The sequence below is a fragment of the Arthrobacter sp. SO3 genome (genome assembly GCF_020532825.1).
Classification (GTDB): Bacteria; Actinomycetota; Actinomycetes; order Actinomycetales; family Micrococcaceae; genus Arthrobacter.
Map to the genome: position 1 here is coordinate 19,182 of NZ_MQTS01000102.1, position 11,944 is coordinate 31,125.

At 65.4% G+C, this 11,944-nt stretch carries 9 protein-coding genes and 1 pseudogene; 5 read left to right on the forward strand and 5 right to left on the reverse strand.

Annotation, left to right across the window (positions count from 1 at the left end):
• The first annotated feature begins 60 nt into the window (after positions 1-60).
• Entirely contained in the window at positions 61-1,509 is a 1,449-nt protein-coding gene (locus tag BJQ90_RS10385; protein ID WP_226760212.1) for a DUF2142 domain-containing protein, read from the forward strand.
• 9 nt (positions 1,510-1,518) lie between these two features.
• Here BJQ90_RS10385 and BJQ90_RS10390 read toward each other — a convergent pair whose 3' ends face one another.
• From BJQ90_RS10390 to BJQ90_RS10405, 4 genes are all read right to left on the reverse strand, one after another.
• The gene (locus tag BJQ90_RS10390; protein ID WP_226760213.1) at positions 1,519-3,474 is read right to left on the reverse strand and encodes a hypothetical protein; all 1,956 of its coding nucleotides are present in this window, start codon (positions 3,472-3,474) and stop codon (positions 1,519-1,521) included.
• Between the two features lie 88 nt (positions 3,475-3,562).
• Positions 3,563-4,000: a DUF2304 domain-containing protein gene (locus BJQ90_RS10395; protein WP_226760214.1), complete on the reverse strand. Its 438-nt coding sequence runs from the start codon at positions 3,998-4,000 to the stop codon at positions 3,563-3,565.
• A gap of 2 nt (positions 4,001-4,002) precedes the next feature.
• On the reverse strand, positions 4,003-4,761 hold the full coding sequence (locus tag BJQ90_RS10400) for a glycosyltransferase family 2 protein (RefSeq protein WP_226760215.1): 759 nt from the start codon (positions 4,759-4,761) through the stop codon (positions 4,003-4,005).
• Between the two features lie 4 nt (positions 4,762-4,765).
• Positions 4,766-6,997, reverse strand: a complete 2,232-nt coding sequence (locus BJQ90_RS10405; protein ID WP_226760216.1) for a hypothetical protein — start codon at positions 6,995-6,997, stop codon at positions 4,766-4,768.
• A gap of 287 nt (positions 6,998-7,284) precedes the next feature.
• Between BJQ90_RS10405 and BJQ90_RS10410 the strand changes: the two genes are divergently transcribed.
• The 4 genes from BJQ90_RS10410 to BJQ90_RS10425 all read left to right on the forward strand — a co-directional run bounded on the left by BJQ90_RS10410 (position 7,285) and on the right by BJQ90_RS10425 (position 10,737).
• On the forward strand, positions 7,285-8,292 hold the full coding sequence (locus tag BJQ90_RS10410; RefSeq protein WP_319004623.1) for a glycosyltransferase: 1,008 nt from the start codon (positions 7,285-7,287) through the stop codon (positions 8,290-8,292).
• Between the two features lie 10 nt (positions 8,293-8,302).
• Entirely contained in the window at positions 8,303-9,238 is a 936-nt protein-coding gene (locus BJQ90_RS10415; RefSeq protein ID WP_226760218.1) for an NAD-dependent epimerase/dehydratase family protein, read from the forward strand.
• A gap of 129 nt (positions 9,239-9,367) precedes the next feature.
• Positions 9,368-9,880, forward strand: coding sequence for a GtrA family protein (locus BJQ90_RS10420; RefSeq protein ID WP_226760219.1), 513 nt, complete (start codon positions 9,368-9,370; stop codon positions 9,878-9,880).
• Positions 9,877-10,737, forward strand: coding sequence for a glycosyltransferase family 2 protein (locus tag BJQ90_RS10425; protein ID WP_226760220.1), 861 nt, complete (start codon positions 9,877-9,879; stop codon positions 10,735-10,737). Before BJQ90_RS10420 ends, BJQ90_RS10425 begins: the two co-directional genes overlap by 4 nt.
• 204 nt (positions 10,738-10,941) lie before the next feature.
• On the opposite strand, the pseudogene BJQ90_RS10430 reads toward BJQ90_RS10425, so the two are convergent.
• Positions 10,942-11,944 (reverse strand): annotated as a pseudogene (locus tag BJQ90_RS10430) (hypothetical protein); the annotation flags it as partial.

Sequence of the window (11,944 nt, forward strand, 5' to 3'; positions counted from 1 at the left end):
TCTGAGCCTGCGACCGGTACCGGCCGGCGTCGGACGTTCTGGTGGGCTTTCCTGATCCTCATGGGCCTTTCCAGCGCCTGGACCTTCGCCACCCCCCTGATGGGGGCGCCGGACGAACCCGCCCATGTCATCAAGGCAGCCGCTGTGGTCCGCGGCGAGCTCACCGGCCGTGAAATGCCGGGCGGTGGCGCGTTCCAGCTTGTTACGGTGCCGGCCGGCATCGGCTATTACGACACATTCGGCTGCTTCGCCCAAAAGAAGGACACAACGCCGTCCTGCGTCCCGCCGTTCAGCGGCGACCGGAGTGCCCTGGTGGACGCCCGGACCTCTGCCGGCAACTACAACCCGCTCTACTATGCCGTTGTTGGGCTGCCGTCCCTCGTGAACAACGGCGCCGCCGCCGTGTACGGGATGCGGCTCGTCAGCGCCCTGCTCAGCTGCCTTTTCCTCGCCTCTGCCTTTTCGGCGCTCTCCGGGCTGCGGCGCCGGAAATGGGCCGTGGCCGCCATCGCCGCGGCGATGACACCGATGGTGCTGTTCCTCGACGGGGCGGTGAACCCGAATTCCCTGGAGTACGCCACCTCGGCCGCACTGCTTGCCAACCTGGTGCTGCTGCTGGAGCGTTCCGCTGAACCGGGCGCCTACCGGCGCTTAGTCCCCGTCATCACAGCGGCGGCCTGCGTCCTGGCGAACACCAAAGGCCTGTCCCTGCTCTGGCTGGCGCTGATGGCCGTCACCGCAGGCATTCTTGGCAGCTGGCCGCAGATCAGGGCGTTGAGCCGCAACGCCTGGGTGTGGGCCGGCTCCGCCACGATTGGATTGTCCTGCGCCTTCGCGCTCTACTGGCTTACCCGGCATGACAGCCTCTCCAGCAATCCCTTCGAAGCGGCAGGCTCCTCCCCATTCACCGGAGCAGAGATCATGCTGGACCGGACTTTTGACTACGCCACGGGATACGTCGGACAGTTTGGCTGGCTGGAGGTACCGGCGCCGATGGGTGCGTTTGTGCTCTGGCTGGGGCTCGGCGCGGCGCTCGTGATGGCCGCCGCCGTGCTGGCCAGGGGCCGCGGGCGGACCGCAGCGGTCTTCCTGCTGGCCGCCTTGCTGCTGCTTCCGCCGCTGCTCCAGGCCGAGGCTGTCCGGACGATCGGAATCGTCTGGCAGGGCCGGTACATCCTCGCCGTCTTCGTCCCGCTGCTGATGGTCTGCGGCCTCGCGCTGGATCGGATGGATGCCCACGGGTTCTCGCCGCAGGCCGCGGCGATCCTCAATGCCACGGCAATCCTCGTTGCCGTCTTCCAGTTCTGGACCTTCGCGCTCACCCTGCGGCGCTATGTGACCGGATGGGCGGTCGACCGCCGCTGGTTCGAGATGATCACCGACCCGTCCTGGCAGCCCCCGGGCGGCACGCTGCTGTGCCTTGCCGGCTTCGCCGGGATGCTGGTCCTGGCGCTGTGGCTGCTGCGCCGTGCTGTCCGCGTGGAGCGCCGGACGGACCTCACGGCCTGAGGCCTGACCTTAGCGGACGGCGTAGACGTAGGCGGGCTTTCCCTGCCACTGGAGTTCAGAATCCAACGTCAGGCACGCTGCCTCGAGCGGCCGCGAGGAGATGATCTTGTCGAGGTTCTGCCAGGCGCCTTTGAGTGTGCAGGGATCGATGCCGACCCCGACGGCGTCGAAGTCGTTTGTCTCGTAGGTCGTCGGCTGGCCCGGAGCCCAGGCGAAGAAGATGTAGCCGCCCCCGCGGTTCCACTTGTTGGCAAATTCCGAGGTGGGATCCAGCTTCTGCCACGCCGCCACATCCGGGCCGGACCGCTGGAGTCCGGAGAGGGACGGCATCCCGTTGGCCAGCAACAGGGTGTTCAGCGACGGGCTGTCAGCTGCCCAGAGCTTCCCCTCGGCCCTCGCCGCAGGCGCCTGGGCCGCCACGGCCTTGGCGCTGTCCGAGGCCCGCAGATCGCCCAGGCCGGCCAGCACCGGGTTCGCCCGTGCCACGGGCAGGGCTGCCAGGACGACGCAGAGCGCCAGGGGCCACAGCCGCTGGGGGTATTTCGTGACGGCAGCCACCGCCACGCCGACCGCGGCCGACACCAGGAGAATGAGCATGGTCGACAGCGACGGCAAATCCGACGCCTTCAGCAACGACGCCGCGTACCCTGAGGCAAGGCCGCAGGCCGCGCCGGCCAGGAGCGGCACGCGCCACGTCACCGGCGGGGACCACCGGCTGAGCAGGAGGCCAACGAGGATCACCGCGAGCACGCCTACCACCTGGGCTGCCCGCGGCGGCGTGACGAGGTTCAGCAGCGGGAATTTCTGGCTCATGGGCCCAAGGTCCATGCTGATCCAGACGATCCACATCGCGGACCACGTTCCGAACGTCCATTCGACGATGTTGTCCCGGAAGGTAAGCCGCCATTGTGCGGCCAGCAGGATAATGAGGATCCACACGAAGAACACGGTGAAAGAGGATGACAATTCGCTGGCATTGATGCCGACCGGTTCGCTGTACTGCAACGGACCCAGGGCCGGAGCCCCAAGAATGCGGCCCAGGGGCTGGGCATCCGATTCCACCCGCCGCGAGCCCGGATAGACCGTGCTGAACAGGGCCTGGAGTCCTTCCCGGTTCTCAAACAGCGTTCCAGCGCCAAAGACCACGGCAGTGCCGCCGGTGATGAGGACTGATTTCAGCCGGGGTGCCCAGCCGCCGCCGCGGAGCAGGATCCACAGCGTCGAGCCGATCAGGACCGGGAGGCCGAGCAGCAGGGACCACGGGGCATAGAAGCTGGGCAGGCCCGCGATCAGGATGCCCCCGAGGACCGCCATGCCGGCCGGGGCCAGCCGCTGCCCCTTTCCGAAGCGCTGGAAGGCGGCGATCATGAGCACGCAGCCGCCGAGCGTGTAGGCGATCAGCGCCACCGGCATCATCGACCACCACGCGCTGGCAGGCGACAGCACAATCAGGACCGCGGCGAACCAACCGAAGCGGCGGGAGCGTCCGAGCTGGTGGAACCAGGTCGGCATGGCCAGCAGCAGGATCAGCGACGGGAGCCACCAGTGCGCGGCGAAGAGCATCTGCTCAGGAATGACCGCGGCGGCACGGAGCATGGTCGAGTCGAAAAAGACGAACTGCTCAAAGAAACCGTCGGTCGGGAACCGGTGCACCAGATCGGCCCGCGCGGCAAGCGGACTGAGGCTCGGGGCGCCGTGGGTCGCCAGGATGGAGATGACAATGGCCGAAAAGGCGTGGATCTCATCGGACCGGATCGGCCGGGACTTGCCGAACTGCCAGCCCAGCGGGTTGGCGGGATCCTGCCGAAGTTCTGAAATGCCAACATTGGACGTCGTGATGCCGAACAGCACGAGGGCCAGGAAGACAAGCACCGTGATCAGGCGCGCCAGACGGTCATTGACACAAACCCAGCGGTGGAAGCTGCGGCCCGCATCGGCAACAGGCGTGGGAAATCGCGTTTTCAACTAAGTTCCTCCATGCGCTCCGCACCATGGCGCGCACGTCCATCCGGACGTGCTGCTGGGAGGCTGATAGTCGGACTAATCCTGGCGATCAATCAGTGGGCCGCTCCGGCTGCCATTCTGCCGCAGCCGACGGGGCGGCCGGCGCATTCCGGCCCGCATCGCCGGCGGTCGAGGACAGGGCCTCCACCTTACGTTCGAGCTCTTCAAGCCGGACGCGCCCAATGGCGGCTTCCTCGGACAGGGTGCGCGCTTCCTCTTCAAGGACGGACACCTCCCACGAGAGGTGCAGGGCGACGCCGGTCAGGAAGATGATGCCCATGGCAAAGAGCAGGTTGGACGGCACCTGCACGCCGAGCAGGGCCGTGACCCCCCGCAGCATGCCGGGGATCGCCGTAAGCACCAGGCATGCGATGCCGACCAGCAGCCACAAAAAGGCGTACTTTTCCCGCAGGCCCTTGCCGCGCAGCAGGAACACGACGCTGCCCAGGACAAGCAAGGAGAAGATGAGGGCTGCAATGCTTTCCACGGTCAGATATCGCTTTCGTGAGGTGTGCGGGCTTTGCCCCGGGTCATTGCGAACAGCAGTGCCAGCAATGACCGGACCAGGTAGATCGCCGACTTCGCCGGGTTGTGGCTGGGCTGCCCGCCCTGACGGGGCCGCATCTCGACTCCGGTCTGGGAAACGACGCACCCTGAGCGGATCGCCACTACGAGCGAGTCGATCGTGTCGCCCAGGTACTCGGCGGGATAATGCTTGAGGTACTGGGAAATCGCGCGGACGTTGCCGGCGCGGAACCCTGAGGTCACGTCCGTCAACTCCGTGCCGGCGATCCGTGAAATCACGGCAGCGAGCAAGCGCATCGCCCATTTCCGGGGGCCGCTGACGGTGTACTGCCCTTTGTCCGCGAACCGGGCCCCGATCGAAATGTCTGAATGTTCCAGGCCGGCAATCACCGACGGGATGTCCTTGGGGTCGTGCTGCCCGTCCGCGTCCACCTGTACGACGGCGTCGTAGCCCATCCGGTGCGCGTACTTGAACCCCGCCCGCATCGCGCCGCCGACACCGAGGTTGAAGGGCAGCCGAAGGACATGCGCACCGGCGGCCTCGGCAAGTTCCGGGGTGCCGTCTTCGGAACCGTCGTCGACGACGAGAACGTCGTAGTTCCGTCCGAGGTCGATGACCTCCCGGACGGTGTTGCCAATGCAGTCCCGCTCGTTCCACGCCGGCATGATCACCAAGACCTTGGTCGCGGCTGGAAAACGCACTTTGCTCCCGACTTCTGTCATGTTGCTACTTTGTCCCCTCATGTACTGTTTCCGGCTTCCCTGACGGATCCCGGCGTGAACGCCGCATGGCCACCAGGCTCCAGCCCAGCATTCCTACGACGGCGCCAGCCCAGACGGGAATGCCGATCCGCCAACCGGGCGGCTCGAAGCTGACGGTGATGAGCTTGCCCTGGGCATCTGACGGGATTTCCAGGCCGAGGAGGTACCCGCCCACGGGACGCTCCATCAATTCTGCCCCATCCACGCTGTAGCCCGGCCAGGGCAGCCGGCTGAGGGCAGCACGGCCGCCCCCTGCCGGAACTTCATCGACCTTCAGCACGATTTTGGTGTCGTCCCTGGAGACCTCGGTCACGCGCGTGCCGGGCTGGCTCCAGCTCACGCCGCCGGCCGGGCCAAGAGGTACGTCCCGGCTCCACAGCACGGTTCCATCGGTCTCTGCGGCAACGTGCCAGCCGGCAGGAACAGGGGGGATCTCCAGTCCTTCGTCCCGCGACACGTAGTTGTTGGACGCTTTGGCGACCTGCGGCCGGTTGAACGACTCCTTAAGGATCTGCACATTGTCGATGTGCATCTCATCAACGAGCATCAGCCCCGTTTCCGCACGGCGGTGGAAGAGCCGCTCCGCCAGCTCCGGGCAGGTGCCGCCCAAATAGCGCAGGCACAGGAGTTCGTTGAACTTCGAGAAACCCACCAGCTGGTAGCGGTTCATCACGCTGGCGTCGCTCAGGTACCAGGCGTTGGCCATGAGGGTTTGCTCCCACGTCGCCTTCTCCTGCGGGTAGTCCAGGGCGTCGCCGACAACCAGGACATCGTTCTGGACACCCTTGAGTACACCCTTATAAGTGGAGACATCTGCCGGCTGGTTGGCGATGGAGAGCCCGCTCTTGGCGGACGTCCGGTGCTGCAGCAGGGTGGTGGCGGTCGTGGCCAGCATCACCCCGATGGCGATCAGCGACAGTGCGCTCAGGCCGAATTTGTTCCAGCGGTGCGATTGCGCTTCAGGATGGTTCAGGAGCCACCACAGGGCCGTGAGCGCTGCCCCGACGAGGACGGCCGCAGCAAAAATCGTGAAATAACGCGAGGGGACCTGCGCCCAGCCGAGGTACGATCCGAGCCCTACGAGGCCGAGGGCGAAAAACAGCGAAGGGCGTCCGATATGCGGCCGCCGTGCGCGGGCAAGTGCCACGATCACCAGGAGCACCGCCCCGGTTGCCACATACGGCATGAACCGCGCGGGATACCGAAGGGGCCCGATCGTCGTCGGCAGCAGGACGAAGGCGACGGCGGCGGCCAGGAAGAAGAAGAGGTCGCGCAGCTCGGGGGTCAGCTTCTTGAAACGGCTCCAGCTCACGAAAGCGATCGCCGGCAGGAACCACGCGATGTACGCCGCGGGACTGGTGGCACCCGTCCCGGGCCACCACCACGAGAGCAGTTGGGGATACGCGGTGGCGATCGGTGCCATCAGCAGGCTGTTGAAATCGATGCTCATGTAATCGTCGTTCGAAATGCCGGTGGTTCCACGCGTCGTCACCGCCGCGGTCAGCACGCCGGGCAGGAACACAACGACCGCCACGAGTCCCATCGAAACACCGGTCACCGCGATGCGGATGGCCGGGCGCCACGCCTTGCGGATCAGCGTCTCAACCCCAACGGCCAGCAAAACGAATCCGATCGCCACGGTGCCGGCCACATAGCCCACGGTGACGATGAGGTACCCGGTGATGAAGGCCCAGAACGGGTTCCTCTTCCCGGCCATCAGTTGCCGCAGTTCGGCCCAGAAAAAGGGGAAGATGGCCCACACGAGCGCCCCAGTCACCCACGAGGGTGCATCGAAGTACATCGTGAAACCGTTCAGCGGCACGGCAATACCGGCGATGAAGGCCCACTCCGGGGACAGCGAATAGCTCCGGGCCAGGACGAAGGTCCCCATGCCGGCCACCACCAGCATGATGACCTTCAGGACAGTGGTCAGGACCACCGTATTCGGGCTGATGTACGCCAGGACGCCGAAAAGCATGACCAACGGGTTCCAGGTGCCCCATTGTCCCTCAGCAATGTAATTTCCGCTCGACCAGACTGCCGGGTTGAGGACCGGAACTTTCCCCTGGAAAAGGCTTTCACCAAGGTGGTACCAGACCCCGTAAGCGCCGTTTTCGGTGTCGTCCTGGAAATAGAAGCGGCCGTAGAATATGAGCGGAATGAGGCTCAGCACCAACACTGATCCGGCGGTCAGCAATAGCCATTTCCTGTTGCGCGACAAGGACGATGGGGAAGGCTGCAATTCACGATCCGTTCAGTTTGGGCATGCGTCCACCGCAGGACGGCGCGCGAGGGACAGGTTCATATTACCCGAGTGGACTTTCCCGGGCTCCAAACGACGGCCCCGGCACGGCGCGGACCGGCACCGAGCGGACCGGCACGGCCGGAGGGACCCTGCGACGCCGGTGATGACAGGAGCCGGTAGAATCTCCTGATATGACACTCGCTCAACCAGAGACCAACTCGACGCCCCATCGCATATCCGTGGTCATCCCCGTATACCAGGGCGAGAAGACGCTGGTCGGAGTGGTCAATGAACTTCTCCCGTATCGGGAAGTGTCAACCACCAAGGGCGGCCACGATTACGTGATCTCGGAAGTCCTGCTGGTCTTCGATCACGGGCCCGACAATTCCGCCGCCGTTATCCGGTCCCTCACGAGTTCCGTTGACATCGTCCGCGGCGTCTGGCTGAGCCGGAACTTCGGACAGCATGCTGCCACCCTGGCCGGAATGGCCTCCGCCGGCGGCGACTGGGTTGTCACCATGGATGAGGACGGCCAGCATGATCCCGCGGCCATCGCAGATCTGCTCGACACCGCCATGGCCGAGAACGCTTCCGTCACGTATGCGATGCCCAGCAACCCTGCCCCGCATGGTTTCCTCCGGAACATGGCGTCCAAGAGTGCCAAGCGCACGGTTCGTTTCCTGCTCTCCAGCGACGATGCCACGAGCTACCAGAGCTTCCGCCTGGTGACCGGCGAGGTCGCACGCTCGGTGGCCGCCTATGCCGGCCACGGTGTCTACCTCGACGTCGCCATGGGCTGGATTGCCGATAAGACGGCGACCTGCCCGGTGATGCTGCGCGAGGAGGGCGACCGCCGCTCGGGTTACCGCCTGCGCTCGCTGCTCTCTCATTTCTGGCGCATGGTGATCTCCAGCGGCACACGTGGGCTTCGCATGGTCAGTCTGGTCGGAGCCGTCTTCGCGCTGGCGGGCATCGGACTCGCCATCTACTTCGTGATCGCGTACCTGACCGGCCACGGAGCCGGACAACAGGGCTGGACGTCGACCATGGTGGTATTGCTTGTCAGCACCGGGGCCATCCTTTTTGCCCTGGGGGTCATCGCGGAATATGTGGGCGTGAACGTCAATATGGCCATGGGGAAGCCCGCGTACCTGATTGTGAGCGATCCGGCGTTGGGCCCGCTCGGCAAAACCGTGCACAAGGCGCCGGCCACGTTGCCCTCCGGCCCGGTGGCTGATGCAGGCTAGGCCCACTTGGGTGATCGGCGCCGGCGGACTCCTCGGCAAGGCCGTCGTCAGAGAACTCCGATCCCGCGGTGTCGCTGTGCTGACCAGCACGATCCCCTGGTCCGATCCGGAGTCTGCCCTCGATGAGTTCCGGGCGGGTGCCGAACGTCTCCGTGAAGCTGCTGCTTCAGGGCCGTGGACGATTGCCTGGTGCGCAGGAGCAGGTGTCACCGGAACCTCGCCCGAGGCCCTCGAAGCGGAGCTCTCCCTGTTCGCCCGGGCCCTTGAAGTGTTCGAAGAAATACTCTGTGACGCCGGCGGGCAGAACGGTGCAATGTTCCTGGCGTCCTCCGCCGGCGGGGTGTATGCCGGGTCCAGCACGCCACCGTTCACCGAGCACAGCCCGGTGCAGCCGCTGGCACCCTACGGCTTCGCCAAACTCCGGGCCGAAGCAACGGTCGCCGACTTCGCACGGCGTACCGGGGTCCGGACCCTCGTTGGCAGGGTCAGCAACCTGTACGGCCCGGGCCAGAATCTGCGGAAGCCGCAGGGACTTATCTCGGTGTTCGCCAAGGCGCACCTCACGGGCGCGCCGGTATCGGTCTACGTGTCGCTGGACACCCTGCGGGACTATCTTTTCGTCGACGACGCGAGCCGGCTGGTCGCGGACGGGCTGGACCGCCTGGTGCGCCCCGACGTCCATCCGGGCGAGACAGTCGTCAAGATTCTGGCCTCGCAGCGGGCCGACACCATCGGCAACCTCATCGGCGCCTGCCGTGCAATCTTCAAGCGCCGCCCGCTGATCATTCTGGGCGCCTCCCCGTTCGCGAAGGCCCAGGCGCACGACCTTCGCCTGAAATCCGTCGTCTGGCCGGAGCTCGACGCGCACCCGGTGACGCCGCTTGCGGTGGGGATCAACAACACGGTTCAAGAGGTCCAGCGACTGGCCCTCTCGGGTCAACTCTGACCCTGCCCGAAACAGCTCCCGCACGCCCGGCCGGAGCGGCCCGTTGTGACGGCGTTGCCGCTCTTCGGTAGTCTAGGGTGTGTATTTGCCGGTTTTCGGCCCCAAGAGTTCAAGGAATAGGTGCGTCCCATGAAGCAGCCCGAAACGCCCGAGGAGGCTGTTCCCGAGGATGCTGTCAAGGGTATCCACAATGGTCCCCCCGGTCCCCTGCTGCGGATCGTCAAGGACCAACGCGTGGCCTTTGTGCTGGTCGGCGGCGCCAACACAGCATTCAGCACTGGCCTCTTCATAGCGATTGCGTGGCTTAACCCGGGGCTGCCCTCGCCAGTGGTGCTGAGTATCGCCTTCGTCGTGTCCCTTATCGCAGTGTTCTTCGTCTACCGGAAGCTTGTCTTCCGGGTCAAAGGCCACTTCTGGCTGGACCTGGGCCGGTTCACCCTGGTCAACCTGACGATGTTCTTCACGAACATGGCGCTGCTGCTGGTAGCCCACGAGGTACTCGGGTATCCCCAGATTCCGTCCCAACTCGCCATCACCTGCGTGACGGTCATCATCAACTACTTCGGCCACAAGTATTTCTCCTTCCGCCGGAGCCCTGAATCCGTGTCCCCCAAAAAAGCCACCGAGGAAAGCACAACATGAGCCCCAAAGTCTCGATCGTCGTTCCGGCGTACAACAATGTCCAGTACATCGAAGAGACCCTCCAGTCTGTGTTGACTCAGACTTTCGATGATTACGAGGTGGTCATTGCCGACCACTCCTCGATCGATGGCACGGATGAAGTGATTGCCCGTTTCGCGGACAACCCCAAAGTCCGTGTACTGACGCCTACGCCGACCGGAGGCGGTGCGCAGGCCAACTGGAATCGCGTCAGCCAGGCGGCCACCGGGGAGTACCTCAAGCTGGTCTGCGGCGACGACCTGATCACCCCCAACGCGCTCGAGCTCCAGGTCAAAGCGCTCGAAGACAACCCGGGTGCCGTGATGGTTTCGTCCCGCCGCGATCTCGTCGACGCCAACGGCGGGCTGTTCTTGAAGGGCCGCGGGCTGCAGGGCGTGGATGGCCGCGTCAGCGGACGCCAGGCCATTCGTGCCACCGTCCTCGCCGGATCCAACATCTTTGGCGAGCCTGCCTGCTCGCTGTTCAGGCGCGAGCTGCTGGCCAAGGAGGGCTGGTGGGACAACTCGCACCCCTATCTCATCGACGAAGCGACCCTGGTGCGCATCTGCCGCCACGGTGACTTCGTGGCGCTGCGGGAGACCCTGGCATCCTTCCGGATCAGTGCAAGCCAGTGGAGCGTGCGGCTGGCCCGCCAGCAGTCCGACCAGGCCATTGCCTTCCACAACCAGCTCCGAAAAGACGATCCGTCGCTGCTCAGCCGGCGCGATGTGGTGGTCGGAAACGCCAAGGCCATCGCCATGTCCTATGCCCGACGCCTCGCTTACGTCCGGCTGAACCGCCGGATGGGGCATCAGCACGCCGTGCAGAGCACAGTCTAAGGAGCCCGTCCGGGCCGCGCCGGCCCGCAACGCGTCAGGCCAAAGCACTTCGGGAACCAACGCGGGGTCACCTCGCGCCCATCCGAGCCCTCGGAATGGGCGCGAAGTGACCCCGCGTTGGTTCGGTGGAAGTGCTTTCATCCGAAGGCCGTTGACCCGACGTGCCCTCGCCGCAGCAGTCTTCCGCCGTGCGGAGGCAGCTGCCTAGCTGGTTGCTCGTTCTGTGGGAACTGCCTCTGCTGCGGGAACGGCTACTTCTGCGGATCCTGTCCGCGTGCCGCGCCTCCGCCGGCGGTGCAGGACCAGTTCTGCGACACTCCAGACCGCCGTAACCCCGACCGCCAGAATGATGGAGCCGACGACCACCGGCCATCCGGGCGGTTCGAAATGCACGGTGACGGTTTTTCCCGCCGAGCCGGCGGGGATGTCCAGTTCGAGAAGGTAGCCGCGGAGCGGCGCCGAGACAGCTGCTCCCTTGGCGTTGTATCCCGGCCACGCCAGCCGGCTGAGCACGGCCTTTCCCGGCGCGTCGCCCATCCGGTCCACACGGATCACAACCTCCTGGTTGCTTTCCGAGACCAGCGAAAGGGCTGTTCCCTCTGACGCCCAGACAAGCTGGCCGGTGTTCAGCCGGGGTTGATCCCGGACCCACACGACCGAGTCCGCGGACCTGCCGGTCTCGTGCCAGCCGTTCGGAGGGGGACCGCTAAAGACGCCGCCGGACCCGGGGTCCGGATCGCGAAGGATCTGGACCGTGTCGATGGACAGCAGATCGGCTAGGACCTTGCCGGTCGTTGCGTCCGTCTCGAAGAGCTTCCCGGCGGCCGCTGCACAGGTCCAGCCGTGGCTTGAGATACACAGATCCTCGGCATATTTGGCGAACATGATGGGCGAATAGAGGTTCTGGACTTCGGCGGAATTCAAATACCAGGCGTTCGCTGCCAGCGTCTCGTTCCAGATCTCCGGTCCCAGCCTCGTGGGATCGCCCACAATGAACGTGCCGCCCTTTGCTTCGGGGAGCTGGCGGGAGTAACTGCCCGGGGTATCCGGCATCCGATAGTCGGGCAGCGGCGAGGACTTGAAGGCCACGTGCTGCCCTGCGGCAATGACCATGCTCACGAGCATCACCCCGCCGGCAAAAACCACCGGCCCCTTGAACCCGGGCCGCAGGCGGGGGGAATACAGGAAGAAGAGCAGTCCCGCGATT

Coding starts and splice junctions, on each gene's coding strand:
- BJQ90_RS10425 (WP_226760220.1), top strand. CDS start 9,877: ATGAGCCCCAAAGTCTCGATCGTCGTTCCGGCGTACAACAATGTCCAG.
- BJQ90_RS10400 (WP_226760215.1), bottom strand. CDS start 4,761: ATGACAGAAGTCGGGAGCAAAGTGCGTTTTCCAGCCGCGACCAAGGTC.
- BJQ90_RS10420 (WP_226760219.1), top strand. CDS start 9,368: ATGAAGCAGCCCGAAACGCCCGAGGAGGCTGTTCCCGAGGATGCTGTC.
- BJQ90_RS10385 (WP_226760212.1), top strand. CDS start 61: ATGGGCCTTTCCAGCGCCTGGACCTTCGCCACCCCCCTGATGGGGGCG.